This is a genomic window from Variovorax sp. FW305-3-2-15-B-LB1 (assembly GCF_058787635.1).
Genome location: NZ_JBYSZY010000013.1, coordinates 56,008 through 81,922, shown reverse-complemented (window position 1 = coordinate 81,922; position 25,915 = coordinate 56,008). Strand labels below are relative to the sequence as shown.

Annotated in this window: 24 protein-coding genes; 11 read left to right on the top strand and 13 right to left on the bottom strand. The window is 71.4% G+C overall.

Translation table 11 applies throughout. The features are described 5' to 3' along the window. Window positions 1-2: 2 nt before the first annotated feature. The 7 genes from AC3WQR_RS10950 to AC3WQR_RS10920 form a co-directional block, all read right to left on the bottom strand. Window positions 3-965, bottom strand: a complete 963-nt coding sequence (locus AC3WQR_RS10950; RefSeq protein ID WP_492678367.1) for a DnaJ C-terminal domain-containing protein — start codon at window positions 963-965, stop codon at window positions 3-5. Window positions 966-1,016: 51 nt separating this feature from the next. Further along, window positions 1,017-1,670 carry a histidine phosphatase family protein gene (locus AC3WQR_RS10945; protein WP_492742039.1) on the bottom strand — a complete coding sequence of 218 codons (654 nt, stop codon included), beginning with the start codon at window positions 1,668-1,670 and terminating at the stop codon, window positions 1,017-1,019. Window positions 1,671-1,673: 3 nt separating this feature from the next. Beyond that, window positions 1,674-4,070 (bottom strand): penicillin acylase family protein, encoded by a 2,397-nt coding sequence (locus tag AC3WQR_RS10940; protein ID WP_492742038.1) that lies wholly within the window; start codon window positions 4,068-4,070, stop codon window positions 1,674-1,676. Between the two features lie 100 nt (window positions 4,071-4,170). Next, window positions 4,171-4,752, bottom strand: a complete 582-nt coding sequence (locus AC3WQR_RS10935) for a glutathione S-transferase family protein (RefSeq protein WP_492742037.1) — start codon at window positions 4,750-4,752, stop codon at window positions 4,171-4,173. A 35-nt stretch (window positions 4,753-4,787) separates the two neighbouring features. After that, window positions 4,788-5,426, bottom strand: coding sequence for a CDP-alcohol phosphatidyltransferase family protein (locus tag AC3WQR_RS10930; RefSeq protein ID WP_062475593.1), 639 nt, complete (start codon window positions 5,424-5,426; stop codon window positions 4,788-4,790). 88 nt (window positions 5,427-5,514) lie between these two features. Next, a complete protein-coding gene (locus tag AC3WQR_RS10925; RefSeq protein WP_492742036.1) occupies window positions 5,515-6,261 on the bottom strand; it encodes a glutamine amidotransferase in 747 nt (248 codons plus the stop codon). A gap of 34 nt (window positions 6,262-6,295) precedes the next feature. Beyond that, on the bottom strand, window positions 6,296-7,198 hold the full coding sequence (locus AC3WQR_RS10920; RefSeq protein WP_492742035.1) for a LysR family transcriptional regulator: 903 nt from the start codon (window positions 7,196-7,198) through the stop codon (window positions 6,296-6,298). A 144-nt stretch (window positions 7,199-7,342) separates the two neighbouring features. On the opposite strand from AC3WQR_RS10920, the gene AC3WQR_RS10915 reads away from it, so the two are divergent. The 4 genes from AC3WQR_RS10915 (at window position 7,343) to AC3WQR_RS10900 (ending at window position 12,158) form a co-directional block, all read left to right on the top strand. Next, window positions 7,343-8,497 carry a CaiB/BaiF CoA transferase family protein gene (locus tag AC3WQR_RS10915; RefSeq protein WP_492742034.1) on the top strand — a complete coding sequence of 385 codons (1,155 nt, stop codon included), beginning with the start codon at window positions 7,343-7,345 and terminating at the stop codon, window positions 8,495-8,497. A 53-nt stretch (window positions 8,498-8,550) separates the two neighbouring features. Then, window positions 8,551-9,519 carry a Bug family tripartite tricarboxylate transporter substrate binding protein gene (locus AC3WQR_RS10910; protein WP_492742033.1) on the top strand — a complete coding sequence of 323 codons (969 nt, stop codon included), beginning with the start codon at window positions 8,551-8,553 and terminating at the stop codon, window positions 9,517-9,519. An 8-nt stretch (window positions 9,520-9,527) separates the two neighbouring features. Then, window positions 9,528-11,336, top strand: a complete 1,809-nt coding sequence (locus tag AC3WQR_RS10905) for an acyclic terpene utilization AtuA family protein (protein ID WP_492742032.1) — start codon at window positions 9,528-9,530, stop codon at window positions 11,334-11,336. Between the two features lie 198 nt (window positions 11,337-11,534). Then, on the top strand, window positions 11,535-12,158 hold the full coding sequence (locus tag AC3WQR_RS10900) for a hypothetical protein (RefSeq protein ID WP_492742031.1): 624 nt from the start codon (window positions 11,535-11,537) through the stop codon (window positions 12,156-12,158). A gap of 17 nt (window positions 12,159-12,175) precedes the next feature. On the opposite strand, the gene AC3WQR_RS10895 is transcribed toward AC3WQR_RS10900, so the two are convergent. Further along, the gene (locus AC3WQR_RS10895) at window positions 12,176-12,721 is read right to left on the bottom strand and encodes an SRPBCC family protein (protein ID WP_492742030.1); all 546 of its coding nucleotides are present in this window, start codon (window positions 12,719-12,721) and stop codon (window positions 12,176-12,178) included. A 40-nt stretch (window positions 12,722-12,761) separates the two neighbouring features. Then, the gene (locus tag AC3WQR_RS10890; protein ID WP_492742029.1) at window positions 12,762-13,121 is read right to left on the bottom strand and encodes an ArsR/SmtB family transcription factor; all 360 of its coding nucleotides are present in this window, start codon (window positions 13,119-13,121) and stop codon (window positions 12,762-12,764) included. Between the two features lie 175 nt (window positions 13,122-13,296). Between AC3WQR_RS10890 and bla the strand changes: the two genes are divergently transcribed. The 5 genes from bla to AC3WQR_RS10865 all read left to right on the top strand — a co-directional run bounded on the left by bla (window position 13,297) and on the right by AC3WQR_RS10865 (window position 19,235). Continuing rightward, window positions 13,297-14,184 (top strand): class A beta-lactamase, encoded by an 888-nt coding sequence (gene bla, locus AC3WQR_RS10885; protein ID WP_492742028.1) that lies wholly within the window; start codon window positions 13,297-13,299, stop codon window positions 14,182-14,184. A gap of 50 nt (window positions 14,185-14,234) precedes the next feature. Further along, entirely contained in the window at window positions 14,235-15,230 is a 996-nt protein-coding gene (locus AC3WQR_RS10880) for a LysR family transcriptional regulator (RefSeq protein ID WP_492742027.1), read from the top strand. Between the two features lie 141 nt (window positions 15,231-15,371). Beyond that, window positions 15,372-16,943 carry an AMP-binding protein gene (locus AC3WQR_RS10875; RefSeq protein WP_492742026.1) on the top strand — a complete coding sequence of 524 codons (1,572 nt, stop codon included), beginning with the start codon at window positions 15,372-15,374 and terminating at the stop codon, window positions 16,941-16,943. A gap of 20 nt (window positions 16,944-16,963) precedes the next feature. Beyond that, window positions 16,964-18,202, top strand: coding sequence for an acyl-CoA dehydrogenase family protein (locus AC3WQR_RS10870; RefSeq protein WP_070059307.1), 1,239 nt, complete (start codon window positions 16,964-16,966; stop codon window positions 18,200-18,202). Between the two features lie 34 nt (window positions 18,203-18,236). Continuing rightward, window positions 18,237-19,235 carry a tripartite tricarboxylate transporter substrate binding protein gene (locus AC3WQR_RS10865; RefSeq protein ID WP_492742025.1) on the top strand — a complete coding sequence of 333 codons (999 nt, stop codon included), beginning with the start codon at window positions 18,237-18,239 and terminating at the stop codon, window positions 19,233-19,235. A 10-nt stretch (window positions 19,236-19,245) separates the two neighbouring features. Here the strand turns inward: AC3WQR_RS10865 and trhA are convergent, their stop codons facing one another. After that, a complete protein-coding gene (trhA, locus tag AC3WQR_RS10860; RefSeq protein ID WP_354347693.1) occupies window positions 19,246-19,869 on the bottom strand; it encodes a PAQR family membrane homeostasis protein TrhA in 624 nt (207 codons plus the stop codon). Window positions 19,870-20,074: 205 nt separating this feature from the next. Here trhA and AC3WQR_RS10855 point away from each other — a divergent pair, with 205 nt between their 5' ends. Then, on the top strand, window positions 20,075-21,070 hold the full coding sequence (locus AC3WQR_RS10855; protein WP_095947501.1) for a sialic acid TRAP transporter substrate-binding protein SiaP: 996 nt from the start codon (window positions 20,075-20,077) through the stop codon (window positions 21,068-21,070). Here AC3WQR_RS10855 and AC3WQR_RS10850 read toward each other — a convergent pair. Next, complete coding sequence (locus AC3WQR_RS10850; protein ID WP_369632415.1) at window positions 21,067-22,086, bottom strand: AraC family transcriptional regulator; 1,020 nt, start codon at window positions 22,084-22,086, stop codon at window positions 21,067-21,069. The genes AC3WQR_RS10855 and AC3WQR_RS10850 overlap by 4 nt on opposite strands. 140 nt (window positions 22,087-22,226) lie before the next feature. Between AC3WQR_RS10850 and AC3WQR_RS10845 the strand changes: the two genes are divergently transcribed. After that, window positions 22,227-23,018 (top strand): crotonase/enoyl-CoA hydratase family protein, encoded by a 792-nt coding sequence (locus tag AC3WQR_RS10845; RefSeq protein ID WP_255221122.1) that lies wholly within the window; start codon window positions 22,227-22,229, stop codon window positions 23,016-23,018. A gap of 9 nt (window positions 23,019-23,027) precedes the next feature. On the opposite strand, the gene AC3WQR_RS10840 is transcribed toward AC3WQR_RS10845, so the two are convergent. Together AC3WQR_RS10840 and AC3WQR_RS10835 are read right to left on the bottom strand one after the other, a co-directional pair. Further along, on the bottom strand, window positions 23,028-24,452 hold the full coding sequence (locus AC3WQR_RS10840) for a GTPase/DUF3482 domain-containing protein (protein ID WP_492742024.1): 1,425 nt from the start codon (window positions 24,450-24,452) through the stop codon (window positions 23,028-23,030). Beyond that, complete coding sequence (locus AC3WQR_RS10835) at window positions 24,449-25,837, bottom strand: DUF2868 domain-containing protein (RefSeq protein ID WP_492742023.1); 1,389 nt, start codon at window positions 25,835-25,837, stop codon at window positions 24,449-24,451. Before AC3WQR_RS10835 ends, AC3WQR_RS10840 begins: the two co-directional genes overlap by 4 nt. Between the last annotated feature and the right edge of the window lie 78 nt (window positions 25,838-25,915).

Below are 25,915 nucleotides of genomic sequence, written 5' to 3'. Positions count from 1 at the left end.
GCTCAGACTCCCAGGTGCTGGCGGGGGTTGAACGAGGAGGTCGCCTGCGCGAGTTGCGCGTAGGCGTTGCGCGCGGCCTCGCTGTCGGCGGGCGGCAGTGCGATCTCGAGCAGCAGGTACAGGTCGCCGGGCGTCTTGCCCGCGAAGCCGCGACCCTTGAGCCGCAGCTTCATGCCGCCGCGCGCGTTGGGCGGCACGGTGACCTCGACCACGCCGCCGGTGGGCGTGGGCACCTGCACTTGCGCGCCCAGCGCGGCTTCGGCGGGGGTGATGGGCAGCGTCATGTACAGGTCGCGCTCTTCCACGCGGTACAGCTTGTGCGGCGCGATGCGCACCTCGAGGTACAGGTCGCCGGCCGGCTCGCCGCCGTGGCCGGGCATGCCCTGGCCCGCGAGACGGATGAACTGGCCGGGGTGCACGCCGGGCGGGATCTTCACGGCGAGCGTGCGGTTCTCCCACTGCGGATGCCCCTGTGCGTCGATCGTCTGGGCGCGCAGCGTGAGTTCGCGCTCGGCGCCGTTCAGCGCGTCTTCGAGCGTGATCTCGATGGCCGCATGGTGGTCTTCGCCGCGCGCGCGGTAGTTCTGGCGCGTGGCGCCGCGCCGCTCGGCGTCGCCGAACATCGACGAGAAGAACTCGCTGAAGTCGGCGTGGTCGGCCGGGCCCTGGCGCGGGCCGCGGTGAAACTCGTAGCCGGTGTCCCAGCCGGGCGGCGGCTCGAAGCTGCCGTCGGGGCGGCCGCCGCGCGCGACACGGTCGGCCAGCGCGTCGTAGGCGGCGCGCTTGTCCTTGTCGCCGAGCACGTCCTTGGCCTCGTTGATGTCGCGCATGCGCTGCTCGGCGTCGGGCTCCTTGCTGACGTCGGGGTGGTACTTGCGGGCGAGCTTGCGGTAGGCCTTGCGCACCTCGTCGTCGGACGCGGTGCGTTCGACGCCCAGTGCGCTGTAGTAGTCCTTGAATTCCATGGTGGGTGGTGATTCCTTTCAGGACGGCGTACAGATCAACCGGGAGCCAGGTCAGGCCAGGGCTGCTCCGCCGTCGGCTTGCCGCTGTTGCAGCGGCGTCACGGCCCATGTGGGGCCGGCACGTGTGAAGCGCAAGGGTTGCGCGTTGCCGAAGATGCTCGCATCGACCGCCACGCCCAGCAGCGCGGCCAGCGCGTAGAGCGTGCCGCCGTGCGCCACCACCAGCACCGGCGCGGGCTGCGCGGCGAGCGCGGCGGCCAGCGCCTGGCGCTTGCGGTCGACGAACTGCGCCAGCGTCTCGCCGCCCTCGGGCTCGCAGGCCCAGTCGATGTTGGCCGACGAGGTGCCGATGAGCGCGCCGAAGTTGCGCTCGCGCAGGTTCTCGTGCGCGCTGGGCACGAGGCCCAGGGCGCGCGCCACGGTGTGGGCGGTGTCGAAGGCGCGGCGCGCGTCGCTGCACACGATGGCGCCGATCGGCTCGCCGGCCAGCAGCTCGGCCGCCTGCACCGCCTGCTGCTCGCCGAGCGCGCTCAGGGGCTCGTCGGGCGCCTGGAAGACGCGCAGCGCGTTGCGCCCGGTCTGGCCGTGGCGCAGGAAGTAGAAGTGATCGCAGGCCGGGGCGAGCGGCTGCTCGGCGGCCAGGCGGTTCAGCAGGTCGATGCCCGTAGCGGCGTGGGCGGGAAAAGGAGCAGTGGTCGAGGACATGGTTCAGTACGCCAGCTGCAGCGGCTTGCCTTCGCGCTGCGCCTGCACGTCGGCCGGGTGGAAGGGCAGCGGATGCCACTGCTTGGCCGCGAACAGCGGCAATTGGTCGTAGGCGCGCGGCGAGGCCGGGTCGCTGCTCTGGCCGTAGGTGAGCAGGCCTTGCGCCACGGGGCCGCGCGCGTCGAAGGTCACGACCTGCATGTAGCTGCTGCCGTAGTTGATGGCGTAGCCCCTCGGGTCGATCAGCGGCTGGCCCTGCGATTCGAGCTTGTTGAGCACGCCTTCGAATTCGTCGCCGCCGGGCAGTGCGATCTTCTGGCCGCGCACGGTGCGCGACTGCGGCACGCCCAGCGCCACGTCGGGCGCGAAGCCGGCGGTGCGCACGGTGCCGACCGCGTCGCCCAGCGCCTTGAACACCGCCTCGCGCGTGGCGGGCGTGGCCATGTCCAGGCCGGTGGGCGTGGTCACGGGCTGCGCCGGGTCGAAAGGCACGCGCCAGACCTTCGGCAGGTCCTTGGCCTTGCGCCAGAACTCGCGGAACAGCGCCGCGCCCTTCGACTCGGCGTTGCTGGTGCGGTCCCAGGCGGAGAGCACGCGGCAGCCCAGGGCCTGGTCGGCGCTCAGCGCGGCGCCGGTGGCGGTGCACGCGGCCTTCAGGTCGTCCATCACCAGCATGCCGGCGAGGTTCCTGTCGCGGAAGATCACGCTGCGCAGCTCGGCCGCGCCCATGCGGTTGCCCGGCAGGCCGTCGGTGCCGGCCAGGCGGCCTTCGATTTCCATGATGCCGCTGCGCGTACGCAGCCGCTGCGGCACGCCGACGGGGCCGACCAGCGGCGACACGCCGGCCATTGGCGGCACGCGCGGGTTGCTGAGCCAGAAGCTGTCGTTGCTGTTCTGCACCCAGTCGGGCGTGATGACGACCGGCATGCGGGCCGGCGCGATGATGCCGGGCGCAGCGGCGCTGCTATCGCGGTGCCAGGCGCAGGCGCTGCGCGAGCCGTCGAGCACGGGCAGGCCGGCCGCGTTGAGCAGCGCGGCGGCGGCCGGCGAGGGCGCGCAGGCCTTGAGCATCTCGGCCGACACGTCGGGCACCACCGACAGGTCGGCGTACATCGCGTTGCCTTCACGGTCGGCCGCCAGGGTGTTGATCCACGGGATGCCCTGGTTGCCCATGGCGGCGCGCAGCTCGGCAACGTTGCGGGCCCGGCCCATCTTCATCCAGCTTTCGGCCGAGCGCACGTTGAGCGTGTTGGCGTCGCGGATCGCATAGGCCTTCTGGGCGGTCCAGCCCAGGCCGGCGCGCGGCAGCGAGACCACGGGGCCCCAGTCGGTGGCGTAGAAGGTGTGCTGCACGGGCGCGCCGCCCGCCGTGGCGGCGGCCGGCAGTGCGACGGTGCGCGCGACCATCTTCTTCGGCTGGCCGTCGACCCAGTACACGGTCGGGTCGTTGGGGTCGAGCTTGAGTTCGTACAGCGTGAAGCGCTTGCCGGTCGACACGGTGTGGGTCCAGGCCACGTCCTTGTTGAAGCCGATCGACACCACCGGGCTCAGGCCGCCGGTGGCGCCCATCACGTCGAGCTGGCCGGGGATGGTCAGGTGCATCTGCCAGAAGCGGTTGGTGCCGTTCCAGGGGAAGTGCGGGTTGCCCAGCAGCAGGCCCTTGCCGTCGGGCGTGGCATTGCGCCCGAAGGCCCAGCCGTTGGAGCCCAGCTCGCCGCCCTCGGGGTTGGCGTTGAAGCTGTGGCGGCCGATCTCGGCCACCGCCTGCTCGAGCGCGACCGGCGCCGCACCGGTTCTTGCGCCCGGGGCCGGCGGCACGGCGGCCAGCACCGCGCCGGCCAGTGCGCCCAGGCCGCCCTGGATCATCGATTGCTCGGTGGCGCGCGCCAGGTCGGCGGCCGTCATCGGGCGCACCCAGGGTTTGCCGCGGCAGGCTTCGGGCAGGCCGCCCGGGCCCGCGTCCTGCAGGTAGCGGTTGTAGCCCGCCACGTAGCCGCGCAGCGCGGCCTTCACCTCGTCGTTGGTGGTGGCCGCCGCGCGGGCCAGCGCCGCGTCGTCCATGTGGTAGCGCACGAACAGGTCGATCTGCGCGTTGGGCATGCGGCCCAGGCCGAAGTCGCCGGTGTTCTGCGCCCCGAGGAACTGCGCGCGGTCGCCGCGCAGCGTCAGCAGGTGCTCGGCGGTCTGGCAGACGTTGTCCTGCGCGTGCGCGTAGGCGGTGCCGTAGGCCAGGCCTTCGTAGTCGGGCGCCGTGATGTGCGCGATGCCGAAGGTGGTGCGCTCGATGCTCACGCTGCGGCTGCCGGGCGGCGGTGTGCTGGCACAGGCCCCGAGCAGGGCGACCAGGCCCAGGGAGAGGGCCGTCAACGAGAACCGGGAGCGCGAGGTGTTCGAAGTCATGGGGCGGGCGTGATAGGGAATGGGTCGAAAAAGAGGGACCGATTAGAGGATGAACCTCCGCCGCACACTGTCGCCAGCGCGGCACGCCTTGCCACTTACCTCACCCGAACTTCATGCCCCTGGGCCGCGCCTGCAACCGGTGGATGTAGGCGTCGAGCTGGGGCCGGTTCGTGCGCCCGCCGAAGGCGCGGTGCCAGATGAGCATCGAGCCGATCATCACGTCGGCGGCCGTGAACTGGGCGCCGAACAGGTAGGGGCCGTCGCCGAGTTCGCGTTCGACGGCGTCCTTGGCCTGCTCGAAATCGGTCCAGCCGCGCGCGCTGTTGTTGCTCTTGATCTTCAGCAGGCTGTCGCCCATCGAGGGCTCGAGCTGCGCGGTCGAATAGACCATGAGCGACAGGTAGCGCCCGCGCTCGGGCGTGCCCACGGCCGGTGCCAGGCGCTTGCCGGGGTACTTCTCGGCGATGTACATGCAGATGGCCGCGTTCTCGAAGATGCGGGTGCGGCCGTCGACCAGCGCCGGCAGCTTGCCGGCCGGGTTGATCTTCAGGAACTCGGGGCGCTTGTGGGCGCCCTCCCGGATGAGGGTGGGCACGATCTCGTAGTCGACCTCGGCTTCGTCGAGCATCCACTTGGCGACCTGCGCACGGCTGCGCGGGTCGAAATACAGCTTCATCGTCATGCGGGGTCTCCTTGGTGAGCGGGGCAGAGCTGCGGTCAGAACTTGGGGATGCGCAGGGTCTTGCTGATCATCAGCGTGCCCGAGAGCGCGAACAGCAGCACCAGCGGGTGCAGCTGCCAGGGGCCGAGCGTCCAGGCGCCGCCCCACACGTTGGCGCCTAGGGCGCCCTTCGAGGCCGCGTAGGCCAGCACGCCCACCAGCACCACGCTGGTCGGGATCGGCGTGCCTTCGAAGTACTTCACCTTGTCGGCACCGGCCGAGAGCGCCTCGGCCGTCACGTTGTAGCGCGCGAGCCGGCTCACGCCACAGCCGACGAAATAGATGAGCACGGCGCAGTCCCAGCCGCCGTCCAGGCCGGCGGCGAAGCCGAGCGCGGCGGGCAGCACGCCGAAGGAGATCACGTCGGCCAGCGAGTCGAGTTCGCGTCCGAGCGCCGACTGGGTCTGACGCCAGCGCGCGATGCGGCCGTCGAGCACGTCGAAGATGAAAGCGGCCGGGGCGAGCGCCGCGGCCCAGTAGAAGTGGGCGAGCGACTGGCTGCGCATGAAGGCCATCGCGAAGAACACCGCCCCGACGCCGCAGGCCGCGTTGCCGAGCGTGAACACATCGGCCAGGTGAAAGCCGCGAATCATCGAGAAGTGCTTGCGGGCCGGCGGGGACGAAGGCGTGGTCATGAGGCGGGGAAAGCTGCGAAAGGAACCGCACCTTAACCCAAGCGGGGCCCGCTTTTTGTAGTCGCGCGCCGACGCCCCGTCGGCGCCCTCAGACGGTTGGCTGCGCCTTGGCCTCGACGATCCGTGCGAAGCGCCCGAGCAGGCTCGCCGCCGCGTCGGTGGGGCGCACGCCTTCGCGCAGCGCCGCGGCATCGAGCCCGTCGGCGGCGAGGTCGCGGGCCAGCAGCTCGATGTAGCCGCCCATGGTCTGGGCGTCGAATTCGGGATGGAACTGCAGGCCCCAGGCCTGCGCGCCCACGCGGAAGGCGTGCACGGGTTCGTGCGCGCTGTGGGCCAGCTTCACCGCGCCTTCGGGCAGGCGCAGCGCGCTCTGCCAGTGGATCGCCTGCGCCGGGAACTGCGCGGGCAGGTCGCCCAGCAGGGCGTCGCCGGCGGCGGCGGCATCGAGCGTGACGGTGACCGTGCCAACTTCGGGGCCGCCCGGGTGGTGGCCGGCCTCGCCGCCGAGCGCGTGCGCCAGCAGCTGGTGGCCGTAGCAGATGCCGAGCACGGGCGTGTCGCGCGCGACCAGTTCGGCGAGCCAGGCGGCGGTGGTTTCGCTCCAGGATTCGCGGTGCGACACCATCGCGTGCGAGCCGGTGACGACCACGCCCGCGACCTGGCCGGGCGCGGGCAGCGTGTCGCCGCGGCGCGGGTCGACCACCACGAGGGGCAGGGTCTGCGTGCCGAGGCCGTCGGCGATCCAGTGTTCGAAGTCGCCGCGGCCTTCGCGCAGCGCGTCATGGGTGTCACCGACCTTGACGATGACCAGGGGATACGGGGGCGTGCTGTGCATGGCGTCGATCATGCCGCAGCGCACCGTGCGCCGGTCAGCTGCGGGACGATTCCCGACGGTGCAGCAGGTCCATGAAGGCGCGGCCCACGGGCGAAGGCGAGCGCCCCGCCCGCGTGACCAGCCCGATGGGCCGTGACATCAGCGGGCGCTGCAGCGGCACGGTGGCCAGCTCGTCGTTCTGCGACAGCTGCAGCGCGAGCCGGGGCAGGGCGGTGAGCCCCAGGCCGGCCGCCACCAGCGCGCCCGCCACGGCCACGCTCGGGTATTCGAGCGCGGGCTGCACCTGCAGGCCGCGCTGCAGGAAGGCGGCGTCGGTGATCGGCCGGATGCTGCTCTGGAAGCTGCTCGCAATGAAGGGCCGCGTCGCGAACACCGACCACGACACCGAGGCGCGCGCGGCCAGCGGGTCGTCGCGCCGGCACAGCAGCACGAAGGGGTCGTCGCGCAGGTGGCGGTACAGCAGGGGCTCGTGCGTGCCGGGGCGCACGCTGAGGCCGAAGTCGGCGCGGCCTTCGTCCACCGCGGCACGCACCGCTTCGGCCGGCCCTTCGATCAGCGAGAACTGCACCTGCGGATGCTGCTGGCGGAACTCGGCGATGGCGCCGGGCAGCAGCGCCACGCCGGTCGAGGGCAGCGCCGCGATGGTGAGGTGGCCGCTGCGGCCTTCGAGGAACTGCGACAGCTCGCTGAACGAGCTGTTGAAGTTCTCCAGGATGCGCAGCGCGATCGGCAGCAGCTCGCGCCCCGCCGGTGTGAGCTCGACGTGCCGCGTGTCGCGGTCGAACAGGCGCGCGCCCACCAGGTCTTCGACGATGCGCACCGTGCGGCTCAGCGCCGGCTGCGACACGTGCAGGGCCTGTGCGGCAGCGCGGAAGTTGGCGGTCTTCGCGACCTCGACGAAGGCCTCGAGCTGCTGCAGCGTGATGTCGACTCGCACGGACGCGGCCTTCCCAGAGTGGCTGTGGATTGATCCATCCAAGTTATCACAGATATAGGAATATTGTTCTTCACAGATCAATGTGCGACGCCGAGACTGGCGCATTCGATACACGGAGACAAGGGGCCCCCGCGCCCCCGTGACATGGACACCAAAATTCTGGAAGGCATCCGGGTGCTCGAGCTCGGGCAGGTGCTGGCGGGGCCCTTCGCGGGCGCGATCCTGGCCGATCTCGGCGCCGACGTCGTGAAGCTCGAGCGCGTCGAGGGCGGCGACGACGCGCGCCACATGGGCCCGGCCTTTCGCCACGGCGACGCGCTCAACTTCCACGTCTTCAACCGCGGCAAGCGCTCGGTCGCCATCGACCTGAAGAGCGAAGAGGGCATGGCCGCCTTCGAGACCCTCGCGGCCGGCGCCGACATCCTCATCCACAACCTGCGCCCGGGCGTCACGCAGTCGATGGGCATCGACGGCCCGTCGCTGTGCGCGCGCCATCCGCGGCTCATCTACTGCGAGATCTCGGCCTTCGGCCACACCGGCCCGCTGCGCATGCAGCCGGGCTACGAGCCACTGATCCAGGCCTTCAGCGGGCTGTCGAGCATCAACGGCGGGCCCGACGATCCGCCGATGCGCACCGGCGCCTCGGTCTGCGACCAGGGCACCGGCATGTGGGCCGTGATCGGCGCGCTGGCGCTGCTGCAGCGGCGCCACCTCACGGGGCGGGGCGGCGTGGTGAGCACCTCGCTGCTGGAGACCGCGCTGGTCTGGACCGGCCAGAAGGCCGACGCCTACGTCAACGAAGGCCGGCTGCCCGAGCGCCACCGCTCGGGCCATCCGGGCTTCGTGCCCTACGAATCTTTCGATACCGCCGATGCGCCGCTCCTGATCTGCTGCGGCAACGACCGGCTCTTCGCCAAGTTCGCGCACGAACTCGGGCGCGACGACTGGACCACCGACGCGCGCTTTGCCGGCAACCGCCAGCGGCTGCAGCACAAGGCGGCGCTGTTCGAAGAGATCGGCCCGCTGCTGCGCGCGCGCACCCGCGCCGACTGGATGGCGCGCTTCACTGCCGCCGGCGTGCCCTGCGCGCCGGTGCACACCGTGCCCGAGGCCGTCGCGCATCCGCAGGTGGAGGCACTGGGCATGCTGCAGCCGGTGCCGGGCGAAGACTTCCGCCTCACGGCGCTGCCGATGTCCATCGACGGCGTGCGGCCCGCGCACCGCGCGGTCGCGCCCCGGCTGGGCGAGCACAACGCGGCGCTCGGTGCGCCGCCGGTGCCGCCGCGCGACAGCATTTGAGCGACCGCATCCTTTCCCTTCTCAAAAACTACATCCCACCGGAGACATCATCCATGCGCACTTCCATCTTCCGCCTTGGCGCGGTCCTGGCCTTCGCGGTCGCGGCGGCGGCACCTGCCCACGCGCAGGACTACCCCGCCAAGCCGCTCACCGTCGTCGTGCCGTTCGCGGCCGGCAGCGGCACCGACCAGCAGGCGCGCACCATCGCGCAGGCACTGACCACCGAGTACAAGGTGCCGGTGATCGTGGAGAACCGCGCCGGCGCCAGCGGCTTCCTGGCCGCGCAGTACGTCGCCAAGGCCGCGCCCGACGGCTACACGCTGCTCATGACCACCAACACCACGCACGCGGCCAATGAGCACCTGTACAAGAAGCTGCCCTACGACCCGGTGAAAGACTTCACGCCGGTCGGGCTGCTGTCCAAGGGCCACATGCTGCTGCTGGTGGGGGCCGATTCGCCGATCAAGTCGGTGGCCGACCTCGTGGCAGCGGCGAAGAAATCGCCGGGCAAGCTCAACTTCGGCAGCGGCAGCTCGTCCAGCCGCGTGGCGAGCGAGCTGCTCAAGCAGATGGCGGGCATCGACATGGTGAACGTGCCCTACAAGAGCAACCCGATGGCCATCACCGACCTGCTGGGCGGGCAGGTCGACTTCATGTTCGCCGACGCGCCCACGGCGCTTCCGCACGTCAAGAGCGGCAAGCTGCGCGCGCTGGCCGTGAGCGGCGACAAGCGCCTGGCCGCCGTGCCCGCGCTGCCGACCGTGGCCGAGGCGGGCGTGAAGGGCTACGACATGTCGTACTGGACGGCGGTCTACCTGCCGCCGGGCGCACCCGCGGCCGTCACGCGCAAGCTCAACGAGATGCTGGTGAAGGTGTCGGCCTCGCCGGCCATCGTCGCCTACCAGGCCATCTCCAGCGGCGAGGCCGCCACCGGCACGCCCGAGGCGCTCGCGAAGTTCCAGGCCGCCGAGTCGCAGAAGTGGGGCCGCGTGATCCGCGCGGCCGGCATCGAACCCGAATGAGCCGCGCGATGAACAGCCCCCACACGCAGCAGAAGACCGTGCGCATCGGCGGCGCCTCGGGCTTCTGGGGCGACAGCAGCACGGGCGCGCCGCAGCTCGTGGCGCACGGCGGCATCGACTACCTCGTGTTCGACTACCTGGCCGAACTCACGATGTCGCTGCTGGCCGGCGCGAAGCTGAAGAACCCCGACGCCGGCTACGCCACCGACTTCGTCACCACCGCCATGGCCGCCGTGCTGCCCGACGTGATGCGTCAGGGCATCCGCGTGATCGCCAACGCCGGCGGCGTGAACCCGCGCGCCTGCGCCGCCGCGCTCACGCAACTGGCGGCCGGCATGGGGCTCGCGCCGCGCATTGCCGTGGTCACCGGCGACGACGCGCTGCCGCATGCCGAGGCGCTGCGCGCGCAGGGCATCGGCCACATGAGCACGGGCGCGCCGCTGCCCGAGCGCCTCGTGAGCGCCAACGCCTACCTGGGCGCCGTGCCGATCGCGCGGGCGCTCGATGCCGGCGCACAGATCGTCATCACCGGCCGCTGCGTCGACAGCGCCGTCACGCTCGGCGCGCTGATGCACGAATTCGGCTGGGCCGACGACGACTGGGACCGCCTCGCCGGCGGCAGCCTGGCCGGCCACATCATCGAATGCGGCGCGCAGGCCACCGGCGGCCTGCACACCGACTGGGAGCAGGTGCCCGACTGGGCCCACATCGGCTACCCGGTGGTCGAATGCGCGGCCGACGGCAGCTTCGTCGTCGGCAAGCCGCCCGGCACCGGCGGGCTGGTGAGCCGCGCCACCGTGGGCGAACAGCTGCTGTACGAGATCGGCGACCCCGCGGCCTACCTGCTGCCCGACGTGACCTGCGACTTTCGCGCCGTGCAGATCGAGGCCGTGGGTGCGGACCGGGTGCGCGTCTCGGGCGCGAAAGGACGTGCGCCCTCGGGCCGCTACAAGGTCACGGCCACCTATGCCGCGGGCTACCGCTGCAACGCCGAGCTGCTGATCGTCGGCTTCGACGCCGCCGCCAAGGCGCGGCGCAGCGGCGAGGCCATGCTGCGCCGCACGCGCGACCTGTTCGCGCAGCGCGGCTGGGCCGACTTCTCGGCCACCCACATCGACGTGCTGGGCGCCGAGCAGTGCTACGGCCCGCACGCCACCGCCCAGCCGCCGCGCCAGGCGGTGCTGCGCGTGGCCGTCACGCACGCGGACAAGGCGCCGCTCGAACTCTTCGCGCGCGAGATCTCGGCGGCCGGCACCTCGTGGGCGCCCGGCACCACCGGCCTGGGCGGCGGGCGGCCGTCGGTGGCGCTGTCGATCCGGCAGTTTCCGCTGCTCGTGGACAAGGCGCTGTTCACGCCCGTGGTCGAGATGGCGGGCGAGTCGTGGCCCGTAGCCGTGAGGGCGCAGGCAGCGGAGGTTGCCGTGGCCGATGAGGTGGCGCCGCAGGCAGACGCCACCGACCCGGACACGGACGACGAATGGCTCGAGGTGCCGCTGATCCGCCTGGCCTATGGCCGCAGCGGCGACAAGGGCGACGTCTCGAACATCGGCATCCTCGCGCGCGAGCCGCGCTTCCTGCCCGTGCTGCGCGAGCAGCTCAGCGCGCAGGCCGTGCGCGCCTACATGGCGCACCTGGTCGAAGGCGAGGTGACGCGTTACGAGCTGCCTGGCATCGGCGCCTTCAACTTCGTCTGCGAAGCGGCGCTGGGCGGCGGCGGCATGGCGTCGCTGCGCACCGACCCGCTGGGCAAGAGCATGGCGCAGATCCTGTTGTCGATGCCGGTGCGCATCGCGGCCCGCCGGCTGCGCGCGGCCTGAGCCGACGCGCCGCCGGGCCCGCGTTTTCAGCGCGGGCCCACGCCATCGCGCACCGCTTTCGGATTCGTCCGATGGCCTGCCTCGGTGGTTTTTCCTAGAGTGCTTCGTTCCCTGAGCGCTGGCCGTTTTCCGGCCGGCCCGCTCTTCCTTCTCTTCGCCAGATGGCTGCCTTTTTTCTGAAGGCGCTCGAAGCACGCCATGTCCTTGTCCAGATTCCTTTCCTTCCATCCCCGCCTGCGCGCGGGCCGCTGGCTGCTCGCCGCCTCCACGCTGGTCGCGGGCTGCGGCCCCGTCGCGGTCACGGCGTACGTGCCCCTGCCGCCGATGCCGCCGCCTTCCGAGCCGATGAACATGGCCGTGCCCGTCGCGGTATCGGCCACGACCGCGCGCAAGGGGGCCGTGTACCGGCCCGCGCCCGCGGTGGTGCCCGAGCTGGCGCAGGTCGTGTTCTTCCGCCGCGCCACATCCACGCCCAGCACGGGCGCGGCGCATGTGTATGTCGACGGCGAGTTCCATGCCGCGCTGATGCCCAACGGCTTCACGCGCCTGTGCGTGGCGCCGGGCGCGCACTCGCTGGAGGCCTACATCGACGATGCACCGCTCTACGCGGGCAAGTCGCAACCGAAGACGCAGGCGGTGCTCGAAGGCGGGCAGACGGTGTTCGTGGCCGTGTCGGAAATGGGCGAGGGCGCGCCGGTGCCTCACGGCAGGGTCGCGGCCGAGCGCCTGCTCAAGGGCGCGCGCGAGCAGCGGCAGGTGATCAGCCGCGCAGTCCGCGTGCAGCCCTGCCGCGAGCCGTCGCAGCCCGCCCGCCGGGCCTGACGCCCGCCCGAAGGCCTTCAGCGGATGTGCGTCGCGTAGGCCGCCTCGGCGGCCTCCAGCTGCGTCCAGAAGCCTTGCGGCGCGCGCCCGTGCAGCACCTCGTCGAGCACGCCCAGGTGCGCGTGCCAGCCGCTGGCCACGCTCAGCGTTTCCTTGCGGTCGGGCAGGCGGCGGTGCGTGAGCACCAGGTGCGTCGCTTGCGCACCCTGCGGCGACAGTTCGAAGCTGACCTCGGACGCGTCCTCGCGCTCGCTGCCCCAGCTGATGACCAGCAGGGTCGGCGGCTCGATGCGCAGCACGCGCGAGTGCTGCACATGGGTCTCGCGGTAGGCCGCGAAGCGCTCGGGCGCCACCTCGCCCGACAGCTCGGTGTGCTGGAAGCGCAGCTCGAACACCGCGCCCGGCGCCTGCGCCATGGTGCCGCCGGCCAGCCAGCTGCGGCGCTTTTCCGGGTCGACGAGGTAGGTCCACACGCGGTCGATGGGGCCGGGCAGGATGCGTTCGATGCGCAGGGTGCCGGGCTCGGTCTGCGTGCCCAGGCTGTGCTTCAGGGTCGTGGTCATGGGTCGGTGCTCCTTGGGTAGGTGAAGAGAGAGAAGGTGCTCACGCGCGGCTGTGGCCGTCGTCGTGGGCATCGCGCCGCAGCGCATCCGCCAGCGCGTCCAGGCGGTGGTTCCAGAAGACTTCGTACGCGCGCAGCCACGCATCGGCCGTGGCGAGCGCCGCCGGTTCCAGCCGGCATACGTGCGCACGGCCCTGCACGGTGCGCGACACCAGCCCCGCGCGCTCCAGCGTCTTGACGTGCTTGGAGGCGCCCGCGAAGGACATGCGGAATGGCGCGCCCAGCTCGCCCACGCTGCACTCACCCTGCGCAAGCAACTGCAGCATGGTGCGCCGCGTGCTGTCGGCCAGGGCGTGGAACACGGCGTCGAGCCGTGCGTCTTCGATTTCAAGTTCAACCATGAAGTTGAATATAGATCGGTCCCGAAGAAAATTCAACCCGAAGGTTGAATGATGAAATGGCGTTACACCTGATACACCCGGGACGCCGTGCGCGCCCCGGGCGCTGGAAGCGCGGCAGCGGCGCTCCTACGATGCCTTTCATTCCATTCACTCGCGAAAAGAAAGACGCACGCACATGAACCCTCTGATCCAGCGCCGCACCCTGTTGCTCGCCGCCGCCGTGACCCCGCTTGCCGGCGCCTGCAGCGCATGGCCGAAGAAGGGCGCGCAGTCGGACGCCGAAACGCAGCTCGCCGAACTCGAGCGCGCCTGCGGCGGACGCCTGGGCGTGTCGGGCTTCCACACCGGCAGCGGCGCGCGCCTGCAGCACCGTGCGCACGAGCGCTTTCCGCTGTGCAGCACCTTCAAGCTGGTGCTCGCCGCCGCCGTGCTCGAACGCAGCGCGACCGACGCCAGCCTGCTCGGGCGCCGCATCAGCGTCGGCAAGGGCGACCTGGTGTCGCACTCGCCGGTCGCCGAGAAGCACCTCGCCACCGGCATGACCGTGAACGAGATGTGCGCCGCCACCATGCAGTACAGCGACAACGCCGCCGCCAACCTGCTGCTGAAGGTGCTGGGCGGACCGGCCGCCGTCACCGCGTTCGCGCGGCGCATCGGCGACACCACCTTCCGCCTCGACCGCACCGAGCCTGAGCTGAACACCGCCGTTCCCGGCGACCCGCGCGACACGACCACGCCTGCGGCCATGTCCGACACCGTGCAGCGGCTCGCGCTGGGCGACGCGCTCGGCGCGCCGCAGCGCGAGCAGATGCGCGAATGGTTGCTCGGCAACACCACCAGCACCGAACGCTTCCTGGCCGGCGTGCCCAAAGGCTGGCGTGTGGGCGACAAGACCGGCGCGGGTTCTTACGGCAGCACCAACGACGTCGGCGTGCTGTGGCCGCCGTCGGGCGCGCCGCTGGTGTTGTCGGTCTACCTGACCTTCCCCGACAAGGACGCGAAGGGCCGCAACGACGTGGTCGCCTCGGCCACGCGCATCGCAGTGAAGGCCCTCGCAAGCTGAGTCGGCGACGGGGCCACAATGGGCGGCCCCATCTTTCTCCCGCCCGCCCCATGGACTTGAGGTCTCTTCGCTATTTCATCGCGGTGCTCGAAGCCGGCAGCCTGTCGCGCGCGGCCGCGTCGCTGTACGTGGCGCAGCCCGCGCTGACCGCGCAGATCAAGAAGCTCGAGGCCGAGCTCGGTACGCAGCTGTTCGACCGCTCGCATGTCGGTGTCACGCCCACGGCCGCGGGGCTGCAGCTGTACCAGGACGCGCGGCGCCTGCTGTCGGATGCCGCGGCCATGCGCGAGCGGTTGCAGCGCGCGCCCGACGGGCCCGAGGGCTCGGTCACGGTGGCGGTGCCGTTCCTGCTGGCCTCGCTGCTGCTCGGGCCGGTGCTGGCGCGGCTGAAGCAGTCGCACCCGCGCATCCGCGTGTTCGTGATCGACGACCTGAGCCTGATGGTGCGCAAGGCGATGGTCGATCGCCGCGCCGACATCGGCCTGCTGGTCGACACCCCCAGTGTCGAGGGGCTGGACGTGCGTCCCTTCGTGCGTGAAGGCATGTTCCTCTGCGGCTTCGATGCGAAGGGCGAGGTGGCGGCACTGCTCGGAAAAAGTGCGAAGGGCGGGCGCGGGAAGAAGGGTGCGCCCGCGCGTCCCACGGTGCCTTTCGCGCGCGCGGCGAACCTGCCGCTGGTGCTGCAGTCGCGCCGCTTCAGCATCCGCCAGCGCGTCGAGGCGGCGGCCGAGGCCGTAGGCGTGGAACTCAACGTGGTGCACGAGCACGACTCGGCGCGCGTGCTGCGCTCGCTCTACCTGGCGGGCGCGGGCTTCACGGTCACGCCCGCCTGCGCACTTGCGGACGGGCCGGGTGATCAGCCGAACTGGTTGATTGCACGCATCGTCGAGCCCGAGCTGGCGCGCACCTACCACCTGGCCACGCCGGCCGGCAAGGCGCCCGACGCGGCCACGCAGGTCGTGAGACAGGCGCTGGCCGACGAGGCACGCTCGATGATCGCCTCGGGGCGTTGGGACGCGCAGTTCCTGGGCGACGGCAAGCCATAGCCATCGCGGGCAGGAAGATCGCGCGCCGGGGCCATCATCTTTTGTGATGGCTGCGCATCAGCAATCGGTATTTGTTGTGCGGCGGCGTTGTTTGCGAAAGTTCTCCCCACGGTGCACAGGCACCGGCCTCAAGGAGACAACTTGCCCTCACTTTCGCCCGAGGTCGCCAACGTCGGCGAACTCGCATCCCGCGCCGCCCGCCTGCATGCCCGGCAGATCGCCGTGACCAGCCCGCAGCGCGCCTGCACCTACGAACAGCTCGACCGGCGCGCCAACCGCCTGGCCAATGCCCTGCGCGGCCTCGGCCTGCAGCGCGGCGACCGCGTGGGCGTGTACCTGCCCAACTGCGTCGAGATCGTCGAGCTGGAGCTGGCCTGCTACAAGGCCGCGCTGGTGAAGGCGCCGATGAACGCGCGGCTCGCACCGGTCGAGGTGGCCGAGGTCATCGAGAACAGCGACGCCGCGCTCATCGTCACCACCGCCGCGCGCGCCGAGACCTTCCTGCCACTGCTGAAGGGCGCGGCACCCAAGCTGCTGCTGCTCGACGCCGCCGAAAGCACGCCTGCTTCCTACGAAGGCCAGCTCGCACTCGCGAGCGACGCCTTCACCTGCGAGCGCGTGCGCGCCGACGAGCTGGCGGTGCTGCACTACACCTCGGGCTCCAGCGGCGTGCTCAAGGCCGCGATGCAGACCTTCGGCAACCGGCTGGCCCAGCTGCGCAAGTTCCTCTCGCGCAGCGAGGGCCTGCGCCCGGGCGACCTGCTGGGGCTGGTGGGGCCGATCACGCACGCCTCGGGCATGCAGATCGTGCCGGCGCTGTGCAGCGGCGCGACCATCCGTTTGTTCACCGGCTTCGAGCCCGCGCGCTTCCTGGACGACATGAAGAAGGAGCGCGTGACCCACACCTTCATGGTGCCCACCATGATCAACATGCTGCTGGCCGAGCTGCAGGGCCGCTACCGGCCGCTGCCCGACCTGCAGCGCCTGGGCTACGGCGCCGCGCCGATGGCGCCCGCGCGGATCATGCAGGCGATGGACGTGTTCGGCCCCGTGCTGTCGCAGGGCTACGGCGCGGGCGAAACCACCTCGGGCGTGTGCGGCCTCTCGGTGGAAGACCACCTGTTCGCGCGCGCCGCCATGCCCGAGCGGCTGGCCTCGTGCGGGCGGCCTTTCCTGGAGTCGCTGGTGGAGATCGTCGACGACGAAGGCCGGCCGGTCGCGCCCGGCGAGGTGGGCGAGATCGTGGTGAGCGGCGAGGACATCTTCGCCGGCTACTGGCGCGCGCCCGAGCTCACGGCCGAGGTGCTCAAAGAGGGCCGCTACCACACGGGCGACCTCGCGCGCGCCGACGACGAGGGCTACATCTACATCGTCGATCGCAAGAAGGACATGGTCATCAGCGGCGGCTTCAACGTGTACCCCTCGGAGGTCGAGGCCGTGCTGTACCAGCACGCGGCGGTGGCCGAGGCCTGCGTGTTCAGCGTGCCCGACGACAAGTGGGGCGAAGCGGTGGCCGCGCACATCGTGCTGAAGCCGGGCGCCTCGCCCGACACGGCCGGGCTCGACGACTTCTGCGCCGCGCGGCTGGCGGGCTTCAAGCGGCCGCGCCGCATCGAGTTCGTCGATTCGCTGCTGAAGAACGCCAATGGCAAGGTCGCACGCAAGGCGATCCAGACGCCGTACTGGGCCGGCCACGCGCGGCGCGTCAATTGAACAAGAGCGAAGAGAACGACATGGACACCACGCTGACCCCTTCCGCCGCACCCACCGAGGCTTCGGCCATCCGCGCGCCGCTGTTCGACGGCCCCTTCGAGGGCTCGCCGCGCGCGGCCGAGTTGATCGCCCGCATCGGCGATTTCCTGAACGGCGAACTGGCCGACCTGGTGCGCGAGAAGGGCATCGACCACGAGCACGGCCCCGACAGGGAGACGCTGCGCCACGTCTGGCGCCGCTCGCACGCGATGGGCTTCTACGGCATGACGCTGCCGCCGGCGATGGGCGGCCTGGGCCTGTCGCTAGTCGACCATGTGCTGGTGAAGGAATCGATCTACGCCAGCGGCTCGCCGCTCGCGCCGCATGTGTTCGGCGAACTCAGCGGGCCACCGCGCGTCGGCGCACTGGCCAAGTTCGCGACGCCGGAGCAGATGGCGAAGTTCATCCGTCCCGTGGCGCAGGCCGAGAAGGCGATCTGCTTCGCGCTCACCGAAGCCGAGGCCGGCTCCGATGCCGGCGCGGTGCAGACGCAGGCGCGGCGCGAGGGCGACGTGTATGTGCTCAACGGGCGCAAGCGCTTCATCTCGGGCTCGCCGTTTGCCGATCTCGCGGTGCTCATGGCGTCCACCTCGGACGATCCGGCGCGCCGCGAGGTGACGGCGTTCTTCGTCGACCTGACGCAGCCGGGCGTCGCAGTGCAGGCTGGCTACAAGACCATGGCGGGCCAGTCGACCACGGGCGACATCGTGCTCACCGATTGCCGCGTGCCGGCCGCGAACCTCATCGGCGAGCCCGGCAAGGGGCTGGCGCTGGCGCTGGGGCGCATCACGGTCAACCGGCTGCTGCACTGCCCGGGCATGGTGGGGCTGGCGACCGTGGCGTTGAAGGACGCACGCGACTACGCGCGCACGCGCCGCCAGTTCGGCCGCGCCATCGCGCAGTTCCAGGCGATCCAGCATTCGCTGGCCGACATGGCGACGCAGCTGTGCGCGGCGCGCGCGCTGATGCTGTCGACCGCGCGGCAGATCGACGCCGGTGGCGACCCGCGCGCCGAGGCCTCGATGGCCAAGCTGTTCTGCTCGGAGGCCGCGTTCCGCGTGGCCGACGCGGCGGTGCAGATCCACGGCGGCGAAGGCATCGTGCAGGGGCGGCGCGTGGAGTTCCTGTTCCGCATGCTGCGCATGTACCGCGTGCTCACGGGCACGAGCGAGATCCAGAAGAACATCATCGCGCGCGAGCTGATCGGCGATGCGGCCTGAGGCCGGACCAGACAATCAGGAGACACCACAAGCCATGACTCTCATCAATGCCAATCGCCGCGCGCTGTGCGGTGCGATCGCGGCCTCGGCGCTGCTGCCGGGCGTTGCTCGCGCAGCTGGCGCGAACGCCTCCGCCTGGCGGCCGACCCGCCCGGTCAAGTGGGTCGTGCCGTACCTGGCCGGCACCGGCCCGGACAACGGCGCGCGCATCCTCGCGGAAGCGCTCGGCCCCTTGCTGGGGCAGCCGGTCGTCATCGAGAACCGGGGCGGCGCGGCCGGCAACATCGGCGCGCGCCAGGTCGCGCGCGCCGCGCCCGACGGCTACACCTGGATCTACTCGAGCGCGCCCATGGCCGCCAACATGCGCATGCAGCAGAACCCGGGCTACGACGCGCTCAAGGACTTCCGCCACATCATGCGGCTGACCACTTCCGACGTGCTGCTGGTGGTGAATGCGGGCTCGGGCATCCAGACCCTGCAGGAGCTGGTGGCGCGTGCGCGCGCCAACCCCGGCAAGCTCGACTACGCCTCGGGCGGCGTCGGCACGCCCTCGCACCTGGGCGTGGAGCTGTTCCTGCAGGCCGCGGGCGTGCAGGCCACGCACGTGCCGTACAAGGGCGCGTCGGAAATCGTCAATGCGATGCTGGGCAACCAGGTGAACTTCGGCATGCCGATCTTCTCGGTGGCGCTGCCGCACGTGCAGGGCGGCAAGCTGCGCGCCCTGGGCGTGGCCGGCGCCAAGCGCAACGCGGCCCTGCCGCAGGTGCCGACGCTGGCCGAACTGGGGCTGCGCGGCGTCGAGCTCACGTCGTGGGGCGGCGTCTCGGTGCCGGCGGGCACGCCTGATGCCATTGCGGCGCGCATCTACGAGGTGTTCGGGCAGGCGCTGAAGCAGCCGTCGGTGATCGCTGCGCTGACCGAGCTGGGCAGCGAGGTGAGCCCGTCGACGACCGAGGCCTATGTGCAGGGCTTCGCGAGCGAGATGGAACTGACCGAGCGGATGATGAAGACCGCGAAGCTGCAGCCGTTGTAGGAACCAGGCTTCAGAGCACGAACCATCCCACGGCCACGTAGTGGCTCGTGGTGCCGGCCAGCACGAACAGGTGCCAGGCGCCGTGCGCGTGGCGCAGCCCCCGCCGGTTGCGATAGAACACCGTGCCCACCGTGTAGAGCACGCCGCCCGCGACCAGCCAGGCCAGGCCGGTGGCGTGCAGCTTGGCCGCCAGCGGCGCGGCGGCCAGCACGCCGAGCCAGCCCATGCCGATGTACAGCGGCAGCGAAGGCTTCTTCGCCGTGCCGGTCTCGGCGGGTTTCAGCTCGCGCCAGATGCCGAAGCACGCCGCGCTCCAGATCGCCGCGAGCAGCAGCCAGCCCCAGGGGCCTTGCAGCGTGACGAGCGCGAAGGGCGTGTAGGTGCCGGCGATGAGCAAAAAGATCGCGCAGTGGTCGGCGCGCTCCCACAGGCGCTTGCTGCGGCCGCGCGTGCTGTGAAAGAGCGTGGAGGCCGCGTACAGCGCCACGGCCGAGAGCGAGAACACCAGCCCGCCCGCGATGCGCGCCGGGTCGCCCGTGGGCAGCGTCTTGGCGAGCAGCAGCGCGGCCGCCGGCAGTGCGAGCAGCAGGCCGAACAGGTGGCTGTAGCCGTTGAGTCGTTCGCCGGGGTACATGAGGTGCTGAGGTGCGGTGGGGAAGTGGGCGCGTCGGGCGCACGCGGATGCTAGGGAAGGGCCATGACTGCCCCGTGACCGGGCAAACCCTGTCTGGATTCTGGTTGCAAATGTTTACATTCAGCGGCCGGGATGCGTTCCCGACACCCGCCGCGTGCTTTGGCGCACCCGCGCCGGCGGGCCTTCTCACCGCGAGGGACTGCCGATGAAAAAACGTTTGATGTCGTGGCGCCGGGCTGCTGTCCTGTGCGTCGCCATGGGGAGCGCCGCTGTCGCTTGTGCGCAAGTGCAGCAGTTCAAGTGGGGCCACATCTACGAGCCCGCGAGCATCTTTCACCAGCAGGCCGAACTGGCGGCGCGCAAGATCGCCGAGCAGTCCGAGGGCAAGATCAAGATCGAGGTGGTGCCCGCCTCGAAGCTGGGGCAGGAGCGCGACTACGCGCTGATGCTCGCCAACGACGCCATGCAGATCGCCTACGTCGGGCAGGCCACGCTGGCCGAGGGCTACCCGCCGCTGGGCCTGGGCAGCTACCCCTTCGCCTTCAAGGACCTGGACCACGTGCGCAAGTACCTCGCGAGCCCGCTGCTCGCGGACCTGATGAAGGGCTACAACGAACGCAGCGGCAACCGCATGGTCGCGTCGGTCTACTACGGCGCGCGGCAGGTGACCTCGGGCAAGCCGCTGCAGCGCCCCGAAGACTTTCGCGACCTGCGCCTGTACGTGCCCGACGCCGCGGCCTACCAGCTCTTCGCCACCGCGCTCGACGCCAAGCCCGTGTCGCTGCCGTTCAACAGCCTGTACGGCGCGCTCAAGAAGAACGAGGTCGAGGCGCAGGAGCATCCGTTGGGCACGGTGCGCGCCAAGCAGCTGTACGAGGTGCAGAAGTACGTGCAGCTCACGGGCCACATCTACGACACGCTGGGCATCGTCATCGGCAAGGCGGCTTGGGCCCGGCTCACGCCGGCGCAGCAGGCGATGGTGGAGAAGACGCTGGCCGACACGGCCAAGTGGACCAACGTCGGCGTGATCGCCAGCGAGCTCGAAGACGAGCAGTTCCTGCGCGGCAAGGGCATGACGGTGCAGCCGGTCAACCGCCTGCCGCTGCTGGAGCGCGTGACGAAGCGCTCCACGCCCGAGCAGATGGGCGCGCGGCCGGGCGATTTCGCCAAGTTGCAGGCGCTGGCAGGAGCGGCGAACTAACCGGCCCGCTGCCGGTAGCCGCGCGGCGTGCTGCCGGTCCACGTGCGAAAGGCACGGTGGAAGGCCGGCGTGTTGTCGAAGCCGACCGAGGCGGCGATGCGGTCGATCGGTTCGCGCGTCTTCACGAGGCGCTGGATCGCGAGGTCGCGCCGCACCTCTTCCTTCAGTGCACGAAAGCTCGTGCCTTCGGCCGCGAGCTGGCGCGACAGCGCGCGCTCCGACATGTGCACCGCGCGCGCCGCCGCGCCCAGCGTAGCGTCCGAGGCGAGGTGCGCGGCGACGAACTCGCGCACGGTGGCGCTGGTGGTGTCGTGGTCGAAGGTGACGAAGATCCAGTCGTCGGGCGCGCGGCGCACGAAGTCGAGCAGCTCGGCGCGCGTGCGCTGGAAGGTCTGGCGCAGCACGGGTTCCGCAAAGCGCACCGAAGATGTGTCCTGCTCGAACTGCAACGGGCCGGGGAACAGGTTGGCGTACTCGTCGAAGCGCGCCGGGCGCGGGAACGCAAAGCCGACGCCCAGCACCGGCAGCTGCCGCCCCATGAGCCACGAGGCCACGCCGTGGATCAGCTTGACCATCAGCGCATGGCCGAAGGGCGTGGTGGGCCGCGCGGCGGCTTCGGGGTGCGGCGCGATGGCGATCGTGGCCACGCCGTGGGCGCGCGTCATGCGCAGGCGGTGGTCGTCCAGCAGCAGGTTCCAGAAGCGCGTGAAGCGGTACATGGCGACCATGAGCGAGGGCGCATCGAGCAGGCTGAGCCCGAGGTACTTGAGCGCGCCCGCACGGATCGGTCGCGACCACAGGCCCAGCATCTCGTCGCCCATGAAGAGCGACACGCACTCGTACATGCGAACGAACTGCTCGCGCGTGACGCGCGCGCCGTCCTGGCGCAGCAGCTGCGGCGAGAGGCCGGCCTGCGCGGCCAGCATGTCGATGTCGCGCGGGCTCAGCTGGCGGCGCGCACCGCTCAGCAGGTGCTGCAGGAAGCTGACGGCGACGGTGGCGCGCTCTGGCGGCATGACGGGTTCAAAAGACGGTTGGCGGAATCTGCAAATGAATGGGCGCGATCTGCAAGCAATGGCGCGGCGCCCAGGGCTATCGTAGCCCTGAAGCGCCCCATTCCGGTGGCGGAACCCGCAACAACCCAAGGAGCCCTGCCGTGATCGAACGGAACGTCACCCTGCACATGGACGAAGAGGTCGCCGTCGTGACCCTGAACCGTCCCGCCAAGCGCAACGCCATCGACGAGGCCACGCTGGCCGCGCTGGACGCCGTATTCAGTGCGCTGCCGCGCGAGGCCAAGGCCGTGGTGCTGACCGGCGCGGGGCCGCATTTCTGTGCCGGGCTCGACCTCAAGGAGCACCACGACAAGGAGCGCACCGCGGTCGACTTCATGCGCGTGTGCCAGCGCTGGCACAGCACCTTCGACAAGATCCAGTACGGCGGCATCCCGGTGGTCGCGGCGCTGCACGGTGCGGTGGTCGGCGGCGGGCTGGAGCTGGCGGCGGCCACGCACGTGCGCGTGGCCGACCCGTCGACCTACTTCGCGCTGCCCGAGGGGCAGAAGGGCATCTTCACGGGGGGCGGCGCGACGGTGCGCGTGGCGCGCATCATCACGCCGGGCCGCATGGTCGAGATGATGCTCACCGGCCGCGTGCTCGACGCCCGCGCCGGCAAGACGCTGGGCCTGGCGCACGAGATCGCCGCGCCCGGCGAGAGCCTGCGTGCCGCGATGGTGCTGGCCAAGCGCGTGGCGAAGAACGCGGCGCTGTCGAACTACGCGATGGTGACGTCGATCAGCCGCATCGCCGACATGTCGGCCACCGACGGCATGTTCGCCGAGTCGCTGATGGCGGCGGTGGTGCAGACCGGCGGGGAAGTGCAGACGCGGCTGGGGGCGTTCGTCGACAAGTCACTGGCCAAGGTCACGCCCGAACAAGTGGCGGGCTGAGGCCCGGTGTCAGGCGTCGAAGGCGCGCCGCAGTTCGCTCGACAGCGTGCCGGCCAGCGCCTCGCGCTGCGGCGCGGGGCGCCAGAAGCTGCGCGTGAGGGCGCCGGTCGATTCCCACTCGGGATGGCTGCGCGCCGGCTGCACGGCGCGCACGGCACCGGCGGCGGCGCGCATGAGCGTGTCGTCCTCGTCCGCCGACGGGGCCTCGGCCCGGATGCGCTCGACGGCCGCATGGCCGCGCCGCTCCAGCGCCTGCGAAAGCTGCAGCTGCCACGCCGCGAGCGTGAACAGCACGCTGTCTTCCACCGTGAGCTCGTGCATGTCGCGCAGCTTGTTGGCCAGCTTGCGCCCGAGCGGGCCCCAGCCCTGCGACACCGCGCCGCCGATGGCGCCGCCCAATGCCGCGCCCGCGCCCAGCGACAGCCCGGCCACCGCGAGGTCGGCCACCACGCCCACGGCGGCGCCGATGACCGCGCCCTTGCCCAGGCGCAGGCCCGCGTCCTTCATCGCCTCGGGGTTGAAGAAGTCGAGCGTCCAGCGGCCTTCGATGATCGGCAGCGGCGCTTCGTCGGCGTCGCCCTGGCGAAAGCCGTAGAGCGCGAGCAGGTCGTCGGTGCAGCGCTGGGCCTTGTCGAACACGTCCTTCTGCACGCCGGCGACCAGCGCCTGGCGGCGCGTGGCGTCGGCGAACTCGGCGGCGGGCACGGTGCGGCGGATGGCCGCGGCATCGACCAGCAGGTCCGCGATGCGCGTGCAGGCCGACTGGCGGCGCGCGTCGGCCTCGGCGCCGAGCGCATCGACCACGCCGCGCAGCGCGTCGCGGCGGTCGCGCAGCAGCGTGGCCAGGTCGTTGTAGAGGTCGTGCTCGGCGCCCACGAAAGGCGCCGCTGCATCGAAGCGCACCTGCACATGCAGGCCGTAGGCCGAGAGCAGTTCTTTCCAGTCTGGCTCGCGGCTGGCGGCATCGCGCACGAAGTTGAGCACCGGCAGCACCGGGCGCGCGCAGGAGTTCAGGAGCTCGATCTCGTCGCGGAACTTGGGCAGCACCGGCTCGCGCACGTCGATCACGAGAAAGGCGGCGTCGATGTCGAGCATCGCGCGCAGCACCTTGGCCTCCTGCTCGAACACGCCCTGCGCCTCGGGGCCCTGCAGAAAGCGGCGGATGCGCTCGGGAGGCGTGGCCTGCTGGGCGGCGTCGAGGCCGGCCAGGTGCTCGCGCAGTGCGACCGCGTCTTCCAGGCCCGGCGTGTCGAGGAAGCGCACGGCCGGCTGGCCGTTCACCTCGAGATCGACCGATTCGACGTGGCGCGTGGTGCCCGGGCGCTGCGACACCTCGCCGAAGTTCACGCGCCGCGTGAGCGTGCGCAGCAGCGAGGTCTTGCCCGCGTTGGTGTGGCCGACGACGGCAATGCGGATCGGAGTCGGGGAGGTCATGCGGTGGCGGTGCCTTCCGTGAAGACGGCATCGAGCCGGTCGCTCGCGACCACGTGGGCCAGCCCGGCGTCGCGCAGCCAGTCGCGCCAGCGCTGCGCGGCGGCGGCGTTGGGCGCGTCTGCCAGCCAGAGGCGGCATTCGCCGCAATGCGTCAGCACCTCGCGCAGGAAACGCTCGGTGCCGCGGTCGGGGCTCGAGGCCGCATGGCAGACCAGCAGCACGGTGCGCGGGTGGACCTGCGCAAGCTGGTCGAGCAGTGCGCGGCGTGCCGGCGCGCTGCCGTCGATGCGGACTGCCGATGCCGGCAGGCCGGCGGGCGGCCAGGGCAGGTCGGGCGGCAGTTCGAAGCCGACGACGAACAGGCCGTCGTGCTGCTCGGAGGCCGGCAGGCCCGTGGGCGCAGCGGGGTGCGCGCGGCCGGGGTCGGCATCGACGATGGCGGGCGGCGCCAGCGCGGCGAAGCGGGCCAGCAGCTTGCGGTAGTAGGGCGCCTGCCAGTCGGGCTGCAGGGCCGGGCGGCGCTGGCGGCAGACCGCGGCGCTCAGCAGCACCAGCGCCAGGCGCGGCAGCAGGCCGTACACCGCGATGCAGCCGGTGAGCCACAGCGCCCAGGTGCGCTGGGCCGCTGCGACTGGGGTGGCCGATTGCACGGTGGCCGCATCGGGCACCGGAAAGCCGAACTGCGCCGGCAGCCAGCCCAGCGCCTGCACCACGCGCACAAAGAAGGCGGGTTCGAGGATGGTGGTTTCCCAGCTCAGCGTGTAGCTGTGAAAGGCGAGGGCGAACAGCATCGCGGCCAGCACCACGGTGAACGACAGCGCCCAGATGCCGTGGCTCACGAGCCCGAAGGCCCAGGGCAGCAGGCGCGCACGCGTGAGCAGCCCGGTGGCCGCGCGCACCAGCTGCGGCGCCTGGCCGCGCTGGCCGCCCGCCACGCGCGCCGTGAGCGACAGCCACAGCCAGCCCAGTGAAGCCGTGCCGAAGGTGCCCGACGGCAGCCACAGGCCGGCCAGCCACAAGAGCAGCGTGAGCGCATGCAGGCCCAGCAAGCTGACGAGCGCGACGATCACGTTGATGTGGCGGTCGTTGCCGCCGACCACCTGGCCCGCGAGGCCCAGGCCCGCGATCACGACCAGCGCCACCAGCGCCAGCAGCACCCACGGCGCCCAGTGCCGGCCGCGCGTGAGTTCGGCCTGCAGGCCCATGCGCTCGCCGAGCTGGCGAGCGCGTTCAACGATGCGGGTGGGGCCGTCGGCTGCGCGCGAGGCCGCGGTGCGAAGGGCCGACGCGTCGTCGAGCGGGCCGTTCTGTTCGGTCCATCGGACCGCCTCGGTGATCACCGCATCCGGAAAAGCAGGTGCGCGCAGCGCGGTGGTGGTGATCAACAGGGTCCCTTCTTCTTCGCCAATGACGCCCCGGCGCAGCAAAGCGGCGGCGGGGCGCGCAAATTATGCCCGGCGCAT